We start from the raw sequence: 18,690 nt of genomic DNA, 5'->3' as shown, positions 1-18,690 counted from the left end.
AAAGAGGGGAGTTATTATGCTTAAGCTAATGACTTTCACTGTAATCTATATGCTCCAGCAAATCCGTACGACCGACAAGCTCTCTGACACTTCTCATGCCGAACTTCTGTAATATTTCCACAAGCTGGACGTTCCAGGCATGGTACATGTTTGTTAAACGCTGTGTTGCCCATTCTTCGTTAAACAAATCAGCCAGCTCCGAATCCGTTGAGGCAATGCCCCGGGCGCAGCCGCGTCCGGATTCGCAATTTCCACAACGGACACATTCCAGCGAAACCATTTCTGCCGTACCGATCACCGCGCCATCCGCGCCCAGGCAAATGGCTTTGGCCAAATCATGAGCGGTCCTTATGCCGCCGGAAGCAATAAGTGTCATTGCGTCCCTCGCGCCTTCTTCCTTTAGAAAATTATGGACCTTCATGATGGCATATTCTATGGGCATAGCGATATTCTTTTTGGCAATGTCCGGCGCTGCGCCGGTGCCGCCATATCCGCCGTCGATATGAATGATATGAGCGCCGGCATAGTAAGACCCTACCGCAACCATATCCACATCGTTGGGAGTCGAAACCTTAACAGAAACCAGAGCGTTGGGATTCATTTGTTTGATCCAGTCAATGTGTTTCTTGTGATCTTCGATCGAATACACCGAATGAAAAGGAAAAGGTGAAAACAAGGACGTTCCTTTGACCGCTTCCCGCATCCGGGCGACGCTTTCCGTATTTTTTTCACCAAGCAGATGCCCGCCCAAGCCGGGTTTGGCGCCCTGCGCGTATTTAAATTCCACTATTTTTACCCGCTGGATTGTTTCTTCGCGCACCCCGAATAAACCTGTCGCCACCTGAGTGATCACATGGTCGTTATAAGGTTGAAGCAGCTCCGGGTATCCTCCCTCGCCGGTACAGGTAAATGTATTCCATATTGTCGCGTTGTGTGCCTTGGAAACCATTGTCGGCAGACTTACCGATCCGAAGGACATTCCTCCGCCGTAGACAGGAGTAGAAATGATAACATTAGCGCGACCGTCATTTCTGCGATTTAAGGGAATTTCCGTTGATATTTCCAGCTTGTCAATTTTCGACGGCTTGTCCGGAAACTTGAGGCGAAGCTTGTCGAAGCCGCCGCCGGAATTACCGGTATTATATTCCAGATCTTTTCGCTCCGGCGGGTATCCTGTTTCCGCCATTATCCAGGTTCCGGTGATCATATCTGCTGTCCAGCGATAATCGCCGAGCGTTTCATACATGGGATTGAGGGCAATGCTCAAAGCCTGCCGCGGGCATTTCGCCACGCAATAGAAATCATTGTTCCTGCATTCCAGCCCGATGCATTTATAGTCAATTGGCACGCTCATCTTGTTGTGCCCTTCCTGTCTTTCGTGCACTCCATAAGGGCAAGATTTGGCACAGGTTCCGCAATTGATGCAGGCGCCGGATCGAGTAACTTTATACTTGGGCACCTGATGCTTAAATCGCGACGGCATTTTTTTAATTTTTACAGTTGATGGTTTCATGTTTTTGCTATTTCTCTTTTTTTAAATAATTTTCCAAAAGTATCATTATCGATTTCATCAAAGAAGATGGCTCTTCCGGTTTCACCGCGCAGACGCCGTGCTTCACGGATACCCATGGCGCCCATGACTTCCAGAAGTTGCGAATGCCAGGCGCCCATGAGGTTGATGATTCTTTGCATTACAATTCGCGCTGTGATTTTTTCCAGTGCTTCGGGGAATACCAGTATCTTTTCCGGTTCTTCGTATAATCTGGCGCCCAGCGCGATCAGGAGGGGTAGATCGATCGCTGTTAAATCAGCGCCGCAGATCATTGCCTTAGGCACATGTTCGGCCATGGCGATTCCGCCGGAAAAGATAATGGTAACCTCGTCGCGAATTCTTTCTTCTACAAGCTTCAGATGCACTGCACGGATAATATCCTTGGCCAGACGCTGATCTGCGTTGGATGAACCGTGCTCCATCCCGCGGTAATCGGCCACGACATGAATAATCTCCGCGCCGCTTTGCGCCAGCTTGGAAACCAGGGCTTCCACGGCATTCGTTGCCGGAACTCGAACGATAGTCAGCACATTATTTATTTTCTTAATTTTCTCCTGCAGCACCGGCAAGGCACTTAAAACTTCATCATTATAATCAATCGCCACCATTCTTACGCTCTTGATCAAGGCCTGATGCTTATCAATTTCTTTATGGGAAATTAACGGAATGATGTTTTTAGTATATTTCTTTAAGTCCGCTGCAATACGATCCGCAGATAATACGACACAGGTGTTGAGTTCCGCTGCCGCTCTCACAATGGCTATTTTCACATTGTGGCTCAAATTATCCTGAGGGAAATCAAAAATGATAGGAATCGGAATATCAATGGTATCATGAATTTTCGACAGTAACTTTCCGCAATCATCAAAGGTCAGGTGATTGAGCTTTCTGCCCAGTTCAACGGATGTGCTGATATATTCCCGTCCATGGATTCCATCTCGTGTTGGACGAACGATTTCCGACATATCGGTCCACATGCTGTCGAATCCCGGTCCGGTAAAAGGACCGCGATAACCGGCGCCGGTAACCGGAACCTTACCATCCTCCGCCTGTTTCCATAAAGTAATAAACATATCGGATTTCCAGTAGGAACCACCGATATTTAGAAAGTCTTTATCCAGAGATTTTTCCAGCGCTCCCCGGGGACATTCCTGAATACAGCGGAAGCAGTTTCGGCAAACCATCGTGTTCGGGTCGGCCATTTTGCGCGAATCGCCGCCTTTGCCCCGTTTGTGCGCTTCATAAATGCACACTTTGGTGCACTTGCCGCAATTGATGCAGTTTTCTCCGCGTTCAATTCTGAATTTGAAAACGTAATCCAGATTAAGCGGCGTTACTTTAGGGTGAATGTGATATTTTTTTGGCATAGTCCTTAATTCGCCTTTTAAATAATAAATTTAATATAAGGTGGTTCAGTTATTCCGATCCACCATTTCCCAATAATCTTTGCTATCATCAACCTTTTTAAGGAATTCATTGATCTTTTCTTCGGGACGGCCAAAGTTACCCTCTATCCTTTTTTCCAGTGCATCCCAGAGCATCATCAATTCCAGATTGGTTTGGCATATTTCTTCACAACCTTTGCAATGCATGCACATAAATACGTTTTCTGCTTCTTCTTTAGTTACCGGCTTGCCTTCAATAAGTTTTTTGGCAAGAGCAATTTTTCCTTTCGCGGTAACTGCTTCATTTCCGGTGACCAGATATGCCGGGCATACCGCAATGCAGTTTCCGCATTTGGCGCAGGCATGAGTGGTCAGCTCATAATCAAGACTGTCGACCTTCTTCATTTCACCCAAAGTTATCGTTGCTATTTTCCCGATAACGGGAGAGAAGAGAATTAACAGCTTGATGGAAAAGTTAAAAATGGCCGGACGGAAAATAATTGCCGGAATATTGAAAAACTTTGATTTAATCCTGAAGAACTTACCCGGATTCATAATATTATTGGGATCAATCTGGGCTTTGTAGGCCAGAAGTTTTTGTTTCTTTTCGCTATTATACAGATAATTAATAAAGCCCGCATTCCAAATGCCCAGCCCATAGGGCTCTGCTCCCATGGAAACAGCCGTCTTGATCAGCATCATGGCCAGAGGTAAATCGATATAATATTTATACCTTCTGGAATCGCAAAGATAATTGGTCATGATCAAAGCCATTTTGGTATTAATAATCTGAGAATCAATGAATATTTCCACGCCGAAATTCGATCCCAGTTTTTTTGCTTTGGCAATAAAATCCGCTGCCGACTCTATGGGTATAATACTTTCACTGCTCAGAATCGATGGTCCGAGACGTTTTGTTTTCATGCCGAAAAGCCGCTCATTCCATAAATAACTGGCAACATAGCGAGGCGCTTCTTCAATATTGCCGCTTTGCTCGATAATTTTTAAAAACTTCTTATCTTCTTCAGGGTTGTCCAAGTCCATCAGCACGGCGGCGCTTTTTTTAAATACCTTCGAATGCATCATCTCGTTGATGTCATTTAAATGATTCTCGTCAAGAAAACGAATTGTATTAGGTTTCGGTGCATCTGCGTTTTCTGATTTGACAAATTTTTCAATAAATCCAAAGGCGGCTTTGTCGTTTTCAAAATAGAACAGATGTGGATAAGAATCCTGGGGGACATCACGTAGTTTCAGGTTTATTTCGACAATAATTCCAAATTCACCTTCGGTAGAAACGAAATACTCAAAATCAGGATCATTGGGGGTAATCTTTTGAGACTCACCGGACGGCGTTATAACTGTCATGGATACAATCTGATTGGCCAGGTGGCCATAGCGAAAACTGTTGATTCCGTAACCGCCTGTGGCAATCCAGCCGGCAACCGTCGAGAACTTGCTTGACGGGTAAGTCATCAGACAAAGGCCTACTCTTTTGGCCAGAATGTCAATATCGCTCCATCTGGCGCCTGCTTCCACCGTAACGGTTTTTTGTCCTTTATTAAGATAGATGATTTTTCTAAAGGGCGATAAATCGACAACTATTCCCCCGTTTGTCGGAATTACGCCACCGAATCCCCATGATGCGGCGCCTCGCGGTATAATCGGCACTTTTTTTTCATTGGCAAATTCCAGCACTTTTTTGATCTCTTCGGCGCTTTTAGGCTGTACGACAAAATCAGGTTGTATTTGAAAAAATGTTTTAGTCATGATTGTGGGAACATCTCCAATATCATGACTATACATTTCTTTTTCTTCTTCTTTGGCGATAATTTTAATATCACCAGCGATTTTTTTGAATTCTTCTGCCAGATTCATGTCTTGTCTTTCTCTTCCGTTACTATATTAATGGTGAAACTTTGTTTACATATGTATCCGGAAATGTATTAACAGCAAAATGGATGCCAATGACTAAGACTAAATGAAGGAACCGCTTATAATGGAAGAACAAGGTGAATAATTTTCTAGAAAATTAAATGCTGGAAGAAAAATCCTTAAACGACTAACAAATATAATGTTACAAATTTGTTTTTTTGCTGCACTTATAATACATTATTGTTTCATTTTTAAATACTGACATGCTGAATTTACAGCAAATCTTAATCAAGATCAAGCAGATTTTGTTCCATAATTGCCAATATTAAAGTGGACGAACGGCTGCGAATTGTTATAATGTACTCACAGTATATGGCATGGCATATTTTTCGCACTAAGCCAATCATATTTTAAAAAGATGAATGGAGGAATTATGAAAAAATCGAAACCAGTAATAGCATCGGAGAGGAATTACACCATCGAAAAGGAGAAATTCGTTCCGGTATCTGAATATTATGGTGAAGACACCTTCAGTCATAAGGTGATGAAAGAAAAGCTGCCCAAAGACACATTTAAAAAACTGATGGAGGCAATCAATGAAGATAAAACTCTTGATGCCGAAACAGCTAATATAATCGCTCATGCTATGAAAGAATGGGCTATTGAAAAGAGTGCCACTCACTTTGCTCACTGGTTTCAGCCAATGACCGGAATCACAGCGGAAAAACACGATGCCTTTGCCGACCCATCAGGAATTGGCGAGGTTGTGGAGAGATTTTCCGGAAAACAACTGGTTCAGGGCGAACCGGACGCATCGAGCTTCCCATCGGGAGGTATTCGCGCGACATTTGAAGCGAGAGGTTACACTGCCTGGGATATGTCTTCTCCGGCTTTCATTAAGAGAAATGGTATTTCTACAACTTTGTGCATTCCTACAGCTTTTATTTCTTATACCGGCGAAGCACTGGATAAAAAGACCCCGTTGTTGCGATCGAGCCGTGCGGTAAGCAAAAGCGCCGTAAACATGCTCAAACTGCTGGGCGCAAAAAATGTCAAAAAAGTTTATTCGAATCTGGGCCCGGAGCAGGAATATTTCCTGATCGATATGGATTATTTTTTCAAACGTCAGGATCTCGTTCTGGGAGGCCGCACAGTTGTTGGTGCCCCTCCGGCTAAAGGTCAGGAACTGGAAGATCAGTATTTCGGGAGTATCAAGGAAAGAGTATCCTCCTATATGCACGATGTGGAAGAAGAGCTTTTCAAGCTCGGCGTTCCGGCCAAGACAAGGCACAACGAAGTGGCTCCCAGCCAGTTTGAAATCGCGCCGGTCTATGAAGAAGCCAATCTGGCCGTAGATCATAATCAACTGGTTATGGACACATTGAAGTCAGTGGCCAAGAAGCATAACCTTGCCGCCCTGCTCCATGAAAAACCGTTTGCCCGGATCAATGGTTCCGGCAAACACGTCAACTGGTCTATTTGCGACAACAATGGTAATAACCTGCTGAATCCCGGCAAAACCCCTCAAGATAATATTCAGTTTCTGGTGTTCCTGATTGCTACGGTGCGTGCTGTTTACAAACACGCCGACATTTTACGCGCCTCGGTGGCCTCATACGCCAATGATCACAGACTGGGGGCTAACGAAGCGCCCCCGGCAATCATCTCCGTTTTCTTAGGCGAACAACTGACAAACATCCTGGCCAATATAGAGAAGGGCACAGTAAACAAAGCTACGAACGCCGAAATTATTGATCTGGGTATTTCCTCCCTGCCGATTGTCAGTAAAGATAATACTGACCGTAACCGCACGTCGCCCTTTGCCTTCACCGGCAATAAATTTGAATTCCGGGCGGTGGGTTCATCGCAATCCATTTCTTTCCCGGCCGCGGTAATCAACACGATCGTTGCGGAAAGCCTGGATTATCTGGCTGAAAAGATCAAAGCAAAAGGCGCGAAAAATATCAATCAGGCTGTTTTTGAAGTTTTGAAAAACGAAATCAAAGACATAAAGCCCATATTGTTCAATGGAGACAACTATACCAAAGAATGGGAAGCCGAAGCCGGTAAAAGAGGTCTGCCGAATAACAAAACAACACCAGTGGCTCTGAAAGCCTTGATTACCAACAAGGCGCTCAATCTTTTTGAAAAATATCAGGTTCTTTCCAAGGTGGAACTCAATTCCCGGTATATTATTTACCTGGAAAAATATATTAAGGATCTGGAAATCGAAGTCAAGTGCCTCAACAACATCTGCCTGAATCAAGTGATTCCGGTAGCGGTTATTTATCAAAAGGCTATTGCCAAAGCGGTTCTTGCCACAAAAGAAGTGCTGGGAAATGCGGCGGTTGTCTCCGCCGAAACAGAAATCTTAAAGAAAGTGGTGGATCTGGTTAATAATATTTATTCGGTCAACAAAGAAATTATGGCCAAGGTTGAAGCCACATCATCTGTTCATGACGAAGCGAAAAAAGCAGAAACACTCTGCATTAAAGTCAAGCCCAAGATGGATGAACTAAGAGAATATGTTGATGCTCTGGAAGTTTTGGTCGATGATGAAATATGGCCTTTGCCGAAGTTTTGGGAAATGCTATTTATAAGCTAACGACCAGCGAAACAAGATAAGGGTCAGCGCGACACGCTGACCCTTATCTTTAAGATTGACTAGGCAGGGGAAAAAAGCTAGACACTCCGCACTTGGTAGATAAGTATAAGGAAATATCCCATGTCCATTTCAATGTATGTATGCAGTCAACGCCCTTCTCTTTCGCGCCATTTTTTGCCGGGAGGCAAAATTTAATGCCGCTGTTGAATCAAAAACGAAAAGCTTTACTGGTTTTGGAAGATGGCAGTGTTTTTGAAGGCTTTGCCTTTGCCGGAAACGGAGAAACTATGGGCGAAGTCGTTTTCAACACGGGCATGACCGGTTATCAGGAAGTTATTACCGACCCCTCCTATAAAGGCCAGATCGTTACCATGACCTATCCTCTCGTCGGCAATTACGGAATCAATGACGAGGATATGGAATCGGCGGGCATCCATCTCGAAGGTTTTATTGTCAAAGAATATCAGTCTACTCCCAGCAACTGGCGGATGAAACGAAGTTTAAAATCGTTTCTGGAAAATTACGGAAAAATCGGCATCGAAGGAATCGATACGCGCGCGTTAACCCGCCGCTTAAGACTTTCCGGTTCCATGAAGGGAATTATTTCCACTCAGAGTAATGATATTCAATCGCTTCTCGCGCAGGCGCAAGCTTACCCCGGCCTAGTTGGACGGGATTTAGTCCGTGAAGTTACCTGTCTAAAACCCTATTTGTGGAAAAAAGGCGCTCCTCACGCGGGCCTTCCTTCCAGGAAACCGGTTAAAAAATTGCGCGTTGTTGTTCTCGATTGCGGCGTTAAATATAACATTTTGCGGCTCCTGGAAAATAACGGCTGTGAAGTACTGGTTTTGCCGGCCTCTTCTTCCGGTAAAGATATTCTGGCATTAAAACCCGATGGAGTATTACTTTCCAACGGCCCCGGTGATCCGGCCGCTTTGCCTTATATAGTAGATGCCGCCCGCACGGTAATAGGCCAGGTTCCTGTATTCGGTATCTGTCTCGGGCATCAGATTATCGGTCAGGCGATAGGCGGTTATACGGAAAAGTTAAAGTTCGGCCATCGCGGTATTAATCAACCGGTAAAAAATGTTGATACGGGCAGAGTTGAAATTACCTCTCAAAATCACGGATTTGTCGTTGTACCGGATTCAGTTAACAAGAAAGCGAAAAAAACCTGTCATAATTTGAATGACAATACATCCGAAGGAATGCAGATGCCGCAAGCGTTTAGCGTGCAGTATCACCCGGAAGCTGCTCCGGGGCCGCACGATACGGAATATTTGTTTTTACAGTTTGTTAAAATAATGAAAAAGGAAAAGGGGAAAACAAAGTGATTCTGATTATTGATTTCGGTTCGCAATATAATCAGTTAATAGCCCGGCGGGTAAGAGAAAATCATGTTTACTGCCAGATTGAACCACCTGGCATTTCCATTGACACAATCAAAGAGCTTAAACCCGAGGGAATAATTTTATCCGGTGGCCCGGCGAGCATTTACAGCAAAGGAGCGCCTCGAGTTGATAAAAAGATCTTTGATTTTGGTATTCCTATTCTGGGTATCTGCTACGGTCTGCAATATATGGTTGATTCGCTGGGTGGAAAAGTAATCGGTTCCAAAAAGCGCGAATACGGTTTTGCCGAGTTGCTGGTCAAAAAGCAAAAAGGCATTTTAAAAGGCGTGACTAAAGAAACCCAGTGCTGGATGAGCCACGGTGATTCCATAGGTGCACTGCCTGCCGGTTTTATAATTACCGCATATACTGCCAATACACCGGTTGCGGCGACCGAAGATGTCCAGCGCAATTTTTACGGTCTGCAATTTCACCCGGAAGTTGTTCATACCAAAGAAGGCAAAAAGATATTGGCAAACTTCCTGTTTGATATTTGCCGGTGTGAAAAATCCTGGTCGATGAAATCCTTTGTCACCAACGCTGTCGAAGAAATCCGCCATCAGGTGGGCACACAAAAAGTAATTCTGGGTCTTTCCGGCGGAGTCGATTCTTCTGTAGCTGCCGTTTTACTGCACAGGGCTATCGGCAAACAATTAACCTGTGTTTTTGTCGATAACGGCGTGCTGAGAGCGGGTGAAGCCGAACGCGTTATCAAAATGTTCAAAAAAAATCTGCAAATCAATCTGCGGTTCGCGCGCGCGGGGAAAATATTTCTTAAGAAATTAAAAGGCGTGACCGATCCGGAGAGGAAACGAAAAATCATCGGCCGCACATTCGTTGAAGTCTTTGACACGGAAGCTCGCAAAATTAAAGGCGTGAAATTTTTAGCGCAGGGCACTCTTTATCCCGACCTGATCGAATCGCGTTCGGCATTTGGCGGTCCCAGCGCGGTGATTAAATCTCATCATAATGTCGGCGGACTGCCGAAGACAATGAATCTGAAGTTGGTCGAGCCGCTCAAACACCTGTTCAAGGATGAAGTGCGGCTTTTGGGAAAAGAACTGGGATTGGCCGATGATGTTGTCTGGCGACAGCCGTTTCCGGGGCCAGGCCTGGCTATTCGCATTATCGGTGAGGTCACCGCACAGCGTTTGTCGGTATTGCGTAAAGCTGACACCATTCTGCTTGAGGAAATCCGCACTGCGAATTTATATTATAAATTGTGGCAGTCGTTTACCATTTTATTACCGCTTAAGAGTGTAGGCATTATGGGCGATCAGCGCACTTATGAAAATATTGTGGCCATCCGCGCTGTTACCAGCGACGATGCCATGACGGCCGACTGGGCTCGTCTGCCTCAGGATTTACTGGCCCGCGTTTCGACGCGGATCATTAACGAAGTGTCCGGCATCAACCGCGTTGTTTACGACATCAGCTCCAAACCGCCCAGCACGATTGAGTGGGAATAAAGGAGGTGGCGACATACTAACTTAAAGCGTTGCTCAAAATCTTTTCCCGACCCTGTAACTGCTCGCTTTACTGCCGGTTCGCAAACTCACGCCTCCGGCGCTCAGACAAGCGACCCGGCGGACGTTTCGCTGCGCAGACAGGGTTCCCCGGAAAAAGCTTCAATTCGCAACTCTTTGCGCCAGTATATCGCCGGAGATGAGAAAGAAAGATAAAAGACACCTTATAAATAAGGTATTCGTTATTCAATAATTAACATCGAAAGTTGTTTGAAGTGCCTAAACGTAAAGACATAAAGAAAATTCTACTCATCGGGTCCGGTCCTATTATTATCAGTCAGGCCTGCGAATTTGACTACTCAGGAACCCAGGCCTGTAAGGCTCTGCGCGAAGAGGGTTATGAGGTTGTTTTAATCAATAGCAATCCGGCCACAATTATGACCGATCCGGAAACGGCCGATAGAACCTACATCGAACCAATAACACCGGAAGCGGTGGAAAAAATTATCGCCCGCGAGCGGCCGGACGCTCTGCTTCCCACCCTGGGCGGGCAAACTGGTTTGAACACGGCCGTGGCGCTGGCCGAAAGCGGCGTGCTGAAAAAATATAATGTGGAAATGATCGGGGCGTCACTCGATGTTATTCATAAAGCGGAAGACAGGGAAAAATTCCGGCACGCGATAGAAAAAATCGGTCTGCGTGTGCCCAAAAGCGGCTTTGCCCATTCCATGAGCGATGTTTTAAAGATTGCCGATGAAATAGGCTTCCCCCTTATTATTCGTCCGTCCTTTACCCTGGGCGGTACCGGCAGTGGCGTCGCTTATAACCGTGAAGAATTAATGGACGTAGCCAAAGGCGGTTTGGATGCCAGCATGATTTCGGAGGTCATGATCGAGGAATCGGTTTTGGGCTGGAAAGAATACGAACTGGAAGTAATGCGCGACAAGGCTGATAACGTCGTCATTATTTGTTCCATTGAAAATTTCGACGCAATGGGAGTGCATACCGGAGAATCCATAACCGTCGCGCCTGCGCAGACATTGACGGATAAGGAATATCAAATCATGCGCGACGCCGCCATCGCCATCATGCGCGAAATTGGCGTGGAAACAGGCGGCTCCAATGTTCAGTTTGCTATACATCCCCAAACGGGTGAAATGATTGTCGTCGAAATGAATCCCCGTGTTTCGCGATCATCGGCGCTAGCCTCAAAAGCCACAGGCTTTCCCATTGCCAAAATTGCCGCGAAACTTGCTGTCGGCTACACACTGGACGAAATCCCCAACGACATTACCCGCGAGACGATGGCTGCTTTTGAGCCGACAATAGATTATTGCGTCGTGAAAATTCCGCGTTGGACGTTTGAAAAATTTCCGCAAGCCGAAGATTTTTTAACTACCTCCATGAAATCCGTCGGCGAGACTATGGCTATCGGCCGTACTTTCAAAGAGTCCCTGCAAAAGGCGATTCGTTCTCTGGAAATCGGGCGTTTTAGTCTTGGCCAGTCTCTGCCGGATGATTTGAAAGATAAAAAAGAATTTCTTAAAAGCAAACTGATCAAACCCAATTCGTTGCGGATTTTCTACATTGCTGCGGCGATGCAAGGCGGAATGTCGATAGATGAACTCTATCAATTAACAAAAATAGATCCCTGGTTTTTGCATCAGGTCAAAGAAATTGTGGATGCCGAAGATGAGTTGAAAAATTCCGCTCCGTCCGTGGAGTTGCTCGAAGCTGCCAAGAAAATGGGCTTTGCCGACAGGGCGCTGGCAACTTTTTGGAAAATGACGGAGACGGAGATTCGCCAGTGGCGAGAAAAAGAAAAAATTATCCCGGTATATAAGCTTGTCGATACCTGTGCGGCGGAATTCGAAGCCTACACGCCTTATTACTATTCCACCTATGAAACAGAAAACGAAACCAGGCCTTCGACGAAAAGAAAAGTGGCGATTATCGGTGGCGGACCTAACCGCATCGGTCAGGGAATCGAATTCGATTACTGTTGCGTCCATGCTTCGTTTGCCTTGCGTGAAGAAGGTGTCGAGAGCATCATGATCAATTCCAATCCCGAAACGGTCAGCACAGATTACGACACATCCGACAAACTGTTTTTCGAACCGGTGACGCTGGAAGATGTTTTACACATCCTGCAAACGGAAAAACCTGAAGGAGTGATAGCTCAATTCGGCGGCCAGACACCTCTTAATTTAGCCAGAGGACTGGAAGCGGCCGGAATAAAAATAATGGGAACATCGCCCGATTCCATTGACCGCGCGGAAAATCGCGACCGCTTTCAGGAAATCGTCACCAAATTAAAACTTAACCAACCGGATAATGACACGGCAATGGATGCGGAAAAAGCACTTGTGGCAGCCGAACGCATTGGCTATCCGGTGCTGGTGCGCCCCTCCTATGTATTGGGTGGCCGTTCTATGGAAATTGTCTATGACGCGGAAACTCTACGCGGCTTTATGGCCAAAGCCCTTCTTGTTTCTCCCGGGCACCCCATTCTTATTGATAAATTTTTAGAGGACGCCATAGAAATAGATGTGGACGCCATCAGCGATGGAAAGATGACTGTTGTGGCCGGAATTATGGAACATATCGAAGAAGCAGGAATCCATTCGGGCGACAGCGCCTGCATGCTGCCGCCCATGACCATTTCCGCTCCGCTTCTGGATTTGATTAAAAAGCAGACAAAAATGCTGGCACAGGAATTAAATGTTGTCGGGCTGATGAATATTCAGTACGCCATCAAGAACGACAAATTATACGTGCTGGAAGTCAACCCACGCGCGTCGCGCACCATTCCTTTTGTCAGCAAAGCCATCGGCGTGCCGCTAGCCAAGCTCGCTACCAAAGTAATGCTGGGCAAATCTTTAAAAGAACTTGGGTTTACTAAAGCGCCGGAGCCTAAGCATGTTTCCGTCAAAGAAGCCGTCTTTCCCTTTAATCGTTTTCCCGATGTGGATATCCTGCTGGGGCCGGAAATGAAATCCACCGGCGAAGTCATGGGCATAGACCGTTCTTTCGGCCTGGCCTTTGCCAAATCGCAAATGGCGGCGGGATTTAAAATGCCGACGGAGGGGACCATTTTTATCAGCGTCAATGATTCTCACAAAGATAAGATTGTAACGGTAGCCAAAACTTTTCAGAAAATGGGTTTCAAGATATTAGCGACCAAGGGCACAGCCCTGTACCTGGTGGAACACGGCGTTGGTGCCGGGGTTGTTTTCAAATTAAGCGAGGGGCGTCCGAACATTGTGGACTACATTAAAAACGGCGACATCCAGATGGTGATTAATACCAGTATCGGACGTAAATCATCGCGGGACGCTTATCACATAAGAAGAGGCGCGCTTACTTATAATATTCTTTACACCACGACCATTGCAGGCGCGCGCGCATTGTGCGAAGCGGTAGCGGCAATAAAAAAAGATGATTGGCAGGTTTGTTCATTGCAGGAATATCAAAAGTGACGACCTCAAAATATTTCTTTTCCATGAGAGGAGAAGGTTAGATTTATAAGTGCCTTCTCCCTAATGGCAAGAGGGTAAGGTCTGAGTTCTAATCTTCCCCTCCCTTGACGGGAGGGGCGAGGGGAGGGTGATTATACCTTGGATAAAATGACTGCCTTGGGAAAAGTACTTAGAAAAAGACCGACAGATGCAGAAAAATTACTTTGGAAACAATTGCGACTAAAGCAAATTGAAGGATTCAAATTCAGAAGGCAACAGCCCATTGATAATTATATCGTTGATTTTGTTTGTTTTGAAAAAAGGATTGTTATTGAAGTAGACGGTGGCCAACATGCAACACAAAGCGAAGATGATATCGCAAGAGATACATATCTTAGACGACAAGAATTTAAAGTATTGAGATTTTGGAATAATGAAGTTTTGCAAAATATAAATGGAGTATTGGAAGTTATAAGGGAGAGTTGTTTATCACCCGCCCCTTAATCCCCTCCCGTCGAGGGCGGGGAAATTTTAGAAATACTCTCCCGTAAGGGATGGAGATTTAACTGTTTGAAAAAGGATTTATATGCATGTCAGTAACAATTTAGAGGAATCCGGTCGTCCCCGGGAAGAATGCGGCATTTTTGCCATTTACGATCACGAAGAAGCTTCCCGCGTGGCTTTCTATGGGCTTTTTGCTTTACAGCATCGCGGTCAGGAATCAGCGGGCATTGTCAGTTCCGACGGCTGCAACGTCTGGGAGCACAAGGGCATGGGGCTGGCTGCCGAGGTATTCAAGGAAGAGCACCTGAAAAAACTTCCCGGAAAACTGGCCATCGGCCATGTTCGCTATTCTACCACCGGTTCTTCCACCATTTCCAACGCCCAGCCGTTCCTGGTTCATTTTGCCGGTGATTATTACGCACTGGCGCATAACGGCAATATACTCAACGCTAACAAGCTGCGCAAAGAGTTGGAAGATAGCGGCTCTATTTTTCAATCAACGATGGACAGCGAGGTAGTTGTTCATCGTATGGCGCACCACATGAAAAAAGGATTGGAAAAAGCATTGGCTGCCGCTCTTTCCCGTCTGGAGGGCGCGTACTGCTTCATCATAATGACTCGGGATAAGATAATTGCCGCGCGTGACCCGCGTGGTTTCCGGCCTCTGGCACTGGGAAAATTAAACGGCAGTTGGGTTGTCGCTTCGGAAACATGCGCTTTTGATCTGGTCGGCGCCGAATATGTGCGTGATGTCGAACCAGGTGAAGTTTTGATTATAGACGGGAAGGGTGTCAGAAGCATCCATCCTTTCCCGGAAATTAAGCATTGTCACTGCATTTTCGAGTTAATTTATTTTGCCCGTCCCGACAGCCAGATTTTCCGTCAGAATGTTTATATGTGCCGCAAGCGTCTGGGGCATGAACTGGCTCGTGAATACAAACCGGAGGTAGATCTTGTCATGCCCTTTCCGGACTCCGGCGTTTACGCCGCTCTGGGTTACGCGGAAGAAAGCGGCTATCCTTTTGAAATGGGCATGATTCGCAATCATTATATCGGACGTACTTTTATTCAGCCATCGCAGCCCATGCGCGATTTCGGTGTCAGGGTAAAGTTGAATCCGGTCAGAGCCATTCTTGAGGGTAAAAAAGTGATGATTGTGGAAGACTCCATCATCCGCGGCACAACCAGCCGCAACCGTGTAAAAAATCTGCGCAGCATCGGAATAAAAGAACTGCATATGGCGGTCAGCTGCCCGCCAACAGTTTATCCCTGTCCGTACGGTATTGATTTTTCATCCAAAGGTGAGCTCATCGCGGCGAAAAAAGAAAACGAAAAAGCCATTGCCGATTTCATCGGCCTGGATTCCATTCACTACCTGTCCATAGAGGGCATGATCAGGGCAACAGGCCTGAACAAAGATTGTTTTTGCCTTGCCTGCTATACCGGCAATTATCCTATTGCGCCGCCGGAGACGATTGACAAGTTCTGCATGGAAATGAAGTAGGCTTTTCCCGCGGTTGCTTATATGTCGTGTTTCAGTATAAATATCAAGCAGTCAAACTAATAAAATTAAGGTGCCAGGTAAAATTAATATTTCTCCTCAATTATCTTTTGAGTTGATAAAACCAAGTGCTTCAATCTTAATTAACAGCTCCTCTTTTAGAACTCTTTTAAACATATTTTCCAAAAACCGGAGCTTATCGACATTGCTTATAGATGATGGCCAGTATGATTCATCGAGCTCTTGATCAAATCTATGCAAGAACCAGGAACCACCAATTTTTTCAAGGGAAGCGCCGTCAAAAACATATATACCGCTTGCTACTTTCCATGATACATTATTTGTCAGCTCACCTTTTGCAAGATACAATGGAAGACTTTGATATTTCGGATGCCCAATATAGTAAATAGCAATAATCGCATCAAGTCGGTTTTCTTTTGTGATTGTTGATAGTTGATCAATCATTATATTGTAATTTTGACGTTCGTTTAAGTGTAGCTTTATCAAGCGATTACGATCATACGCCAGTTTAACAACAGTAAATTTAGGATTTGTAGAGATTTCTTTGGCAATTATGTCCTGCACATATTCATCAATTTCCCAACTTTTTACTGAAAAACTTCTACTGCTTTCCTGGAATAGACCTGGGTGTTCATGCAATTCGATGTCATCGCCAAGGAGCGATACTATACCAACTCTCTTTATGGTATTCAGCTTTTCTTTGGATACTGCCGATGACAAGCCGGCGGATATGCATCCCATTATTAGCAGCGATGTTAATACACACAATATGGCAATAACAATGCGCATCTTATATTTCATCGTTAATTCTCCTGTGTAATAAGCTGTATGGAATCAAAAAAATGTTGCGCGTCTTCCTTAATGCTCTTATTTTCTTCTGCGGGGATGCTTCTTTCTGAGTAAGTTATCCGAAAATATTTATTAAGTGTCGGATGCTTGATGAAATAATCATAATTATCCATAATAAGGTAATTAACTTCACTGGGGAGCTTCGCCGGTTTATAATCTTTCGCAATGCTATGACATTTTACGGAAAATTCTCCAAACCGTTTATCCTGAATACAGTCTGATTTAGTAAACTCGAAGCGTGTAGATTGCTTTTGTTCAATTTCAAAGTTTTTTTTGATACATTCGAAAAAATCATCTCTGTTTTTTACATAGCAGATCTGGTCGAAATCTTGTGGCCAGATTACCGCCGCATATGTATGCGGTGAGGGCTGTTTCAATTTTTTTGTAAATGATATGCTGCTTTCTCCAAACAGTTGAACATACCATTCCCCACCCAAAGGCGGTGAAAGAGAAAAACCTTTCAAAATATAATTTTTTTGTCCTTCTGGAACTTTTATATAACCGGTTGATATACAACCACTTGTAGTGAACACTAATAATAGAATCAGCAAAAATGATATGCGAGAAATACATGTTCTTTTCATTTGCTCCTCCCCGTATTGTGAATGGACGCGGATCAATGTGATGTTTTTGCAATAATATTAACTAAGAAAAGCTGGTATAAGTAATATCAATGTAATATATAAACGTTCAACAATAATAAAAAACATTTTGTAATTTAGTTGAAAGCCGTTCATAATAAAACATCATTTTTTAAATAATTTCCATTAAAATTTTTCTTTTGTTTGCTACTTGTTTTTGTCATCTAATATAAATGAAACAGAAATTAAAAATAATTCCGTTGTTTCTAATCACCGCGATGTTTTTGGGAGGGTGTGATATGCAAAATAGATTTCTTTATTTTCCCGAGCCGGTGTGGCCTACCGAGTCAGGGCTGGAATATGAAAATATGAAATTATGGCAGGCAACTGCTGATGATTATCAGGGATTGGTTGCCGCTTATGATGCGCCCGCGCCCAACGGCACGATGGTTCTTTTTCACGGTAATGGCGGCACAGCGCTTGATAGGGGATTTTATTTAAAGCCTTTTATGCAGCTTGGGTTTCGCGTAATCTTAGCTGAATATCCAAAGTACGGAGGACGTCCCGGCAAGGTAGGGGAGAAGCCATTTGTTGCAGCCGGATTAGAAACTGTTCGCCTGGCCTATGAACAATATAAAGAGCCTCTTTATTTGGTAGGTGAGTCGCTGGGATGCGGCGTTGTTGCTTCCATCGCTAAAAAGACAACAGTTCCCATTGCCGGTATAATTTTAATTACTCCCTGGGATACGCTGGCATCTGTTGCCAAATCTTTATTTCCGTACCTTCCGGTGCGACTGGTTTTGACCGACAAGTATGACAGCATCGGAAATCTTCAAACGTTTAAAAATAAAATATCCGTCGTTGGAGCGGAACGAGATGAAATCCTGCCGATCAAACACGCCATCAATTTATATAATGCTCTTCCCGAAGGCCGAAAGCGTATGTGGATAATCAAAGGCGCAGGTCATAACGACTGGCCGATGTATGCCGAAGCTTCCCTGTTTAAAGAAATAACTGATTTTGTAAAAAAGGCAGACTGAATTTATTATTTGGGAAAGTCATGAGAAAAATATTAATAACGGCATTTGTAATCATAGCAATATTTTCCGCAGCGGTCAGCGCTCAGGATAATATCGAAAAAAAGAAAATAGAATTTCTGATAGCTTCGATTCAGGATTTAAAAGGTGCAAAATTTATTAGAAACGGAGCGGAATATGACGGCTTGGAAGCCGCAAAACATTTACGGCTGAAATTGGAAAAAGCAGGCAAGCATGTCCGGACTGCCGACGATTTTATAAAACTGTGCGCTTCCAAATCTTATATGACAGGTAAGCCTTACATGATAAAATTTCCAGATGGGAAGATCATATCATCAGAAAAATATTTACGGGGAAAAATAAAGGAATATTCTTCAACCGGCAAAAATTAATGGGGCAGCTGCAATTAATTTATTTACATATTTTTCTTGTTGCATTGTTAACATAAATAGACTATAATTATGA

Annotated in this window: 13 protein-coding genes; 8 read left to right on the top strand and 5 right to left on the bottom strand. The window is 44.5% G+C overall.

Features of this window, described 5'->3' with window-relative positions:
- Positions 1–25: 25 nt before the first annotated feature.
- Genes CVU62_03820 through CVU62_03810 form a run of 3 tightly spaced genes read right to left on the bottom strand, consistent with a single transcriptional unit; the run spans position 26 to position 4,815 of the window.
- Complete coding sequence (locus tag CVU62_03820) at positions 26–1,513, bottom strand: FMN-binding glutamate synthase family protein (GenBank protein PKN39332.1); 1,488 nt, start codon at positions 1,511–1,513, stop codon at positions 26–28.
- A complete protein-coding gene (locus tag CVU62_03815; GenBank protein PKN39331.1) occupies positions 1,510–2,919 on the bottom strand; it encodes a hypothetical protein in 1,410 nt (469 codons plus the stop codon). Before CVU62_03815 ends, CVU62_03820 begins: the two co-directional genes overlap by 4 nt.
- Before the next feature lie 45 nt (positions 2,920–2,964).
- Positions 2,965–4,815, bottom strand: coding sequence for a hypothetical protein (locus CVU62_03810; protein PKN39330.1), 1,851 nt, complete (start codon positions 4,813–4,815; stop codon positions 2,965–2,967).
- 430 nt (positions 4,816–5,245) lie between these two features.
- Between CVU62_03810 and CVU62_03805 the strand changes: the two genes are divergently transcribed.
- The 6 genes from CVU62_03805 (at position 5,246) to CVU62_03780 (ending at position 15,740) form a co-directional block, all read left to right on the top strand.
- A complete protein-coding gene (locus CVU62_03805) occupies positions 5,246–7,417 on the top strand; it encodes a glutamine synthetase type III (protein PKN39329.1) in 2,172 nt (723 codons plus the stop codon).
- A 194-nt stretch (positions 7,418–7,611) separates the two neighbouring features.
- Positions 7,612–8,751 (top strand): carbamoyl phosphate synthase small subunit, encoded by a 1,140-nt coding sequence (locus tag CVU62_03800; GenBank protein PKN39328.1) that lies wholly within the window; start codon positions 7,612–7,614, stop codon positions 8,749–8,751.
- A complete protein-coding gene (gene guaA / locus CVU62_03795; protein ID PKN39327.1) occupies positions 8,748–10,277 on the top strand; it encodes a GMP synthase (glutamine-hydrolyzing) in 1,530 nt (509 codons plus the stop codon). Before CVU62_03800 ends, guaA begins: the two co-directional genes overlap by 4 nt.
- A 272-nt stretch (positions 10,278–10,549) precedes the next feature.
- A complete protein-coding gene (gene carB / locus CVU62_03790) occupies positions 10,550–13,753 on the top strand; it encodes a carbamoyl phosphate synthase large subunit (protein ID PKN39462.1) in 3,204 nt (1,067 codons plus the stop codon).
- A gap of 147 nt (positions 13,754–13,900) precedes the next feature.
- Positions 13,901–14,236, top strand: a complete 336-nt coding sequence (locus tag CVU62_03785; protein ID PKN39326.1) for a DNA (cytosine-5-)-methyltransferase — start codon at positions 13,901–13,903, stop codon at positions 14,234–14,236.
- Positions 14,237–14,318: 82 nt separating this feature from the next.
- The gene (locus CVU62_03780; GenBank protein ID PKN39325.1) at positions 14,319–15,740 is read left to right on the top strand and encodes an amidophosphoribosyltransferase; all 1,422 of its coding nucleotides are present in this window, start codon (positions 14,319–14,321) and stop codon (positions 15,738–15,740) included.
- Between the two features lie 96 nt (positions 15,741–15,836).
- Here the strand turns inward: CVU62_03780 and CVU62_03775 are convergent, their stop codons facing one another.
- Positions 15,837–16,559 (bottom strand): hypothetical protein, encoded by a 723-nt coding sequence (locus tag CVU62_03775; protein PKN39324.1) that lies wholly within the window; start codon positions 16,557–16,559, stop codon positions 15,837–15,839.
- Positions 16,560–16,561: 2 nt separating this feature from the next.
- Positions 16,562–17,191, bottom strand: a complete 630-nt coding sequence (locus CVU62_03770) for a hypothetical protein (protein PKN39323.1) — start codon at positions 17,189–17,191, stop codon at positions 16,562–16,564.
- 296 nt (positions 17,192–17,487) lie between these two features.
- Between CVU62_03770 and CVU62_03765 the strand changes: the two genes are divergently transcribed.
- Together CVU62_03765 and CVU62_03760 are read left to right on the top strand one after the other, a co-directional pair.
- The gene (locus tag CVU62_03765; GenBank protein ID PKN39322.1) at positions 17,488–18,228 is read left to right on the top strand and encodes an alpha/beta hydrolase; all 741 of its coding nucleotides are present in this window, start codon (positions 17,488–17,490) and stop codon (positions 18,226–18,228) included.
- 20 nt (positions 18,229–18,248) lie between these two features.
- Positions 18,249–18,617, top strand: coding sequence for a hypothetical protein (locus CVU62_03760; GenBank protein ID PKN39321.1), 369 nt, complete (start codon positions 18,249–18,251; stop codon positions 18,615–18,617).
- The last annotated feature ends 73 nt before the right edge of the window (positions 18,618–18,690 follow it).

The organism is Deltaproteobacteria bacterium HGW-Deltaproteobacteria-2 (genome assembly GCA_002840505.1).
Taxonomy (GTDB): domain Bacteria; phylum Desulfobacterota; class Syntrophia; order Syntrophales; family Smithellaceae; genus Smithella.
This window is presented reverse-complemented; position numbering and strand designations above follow the sequence as displayed.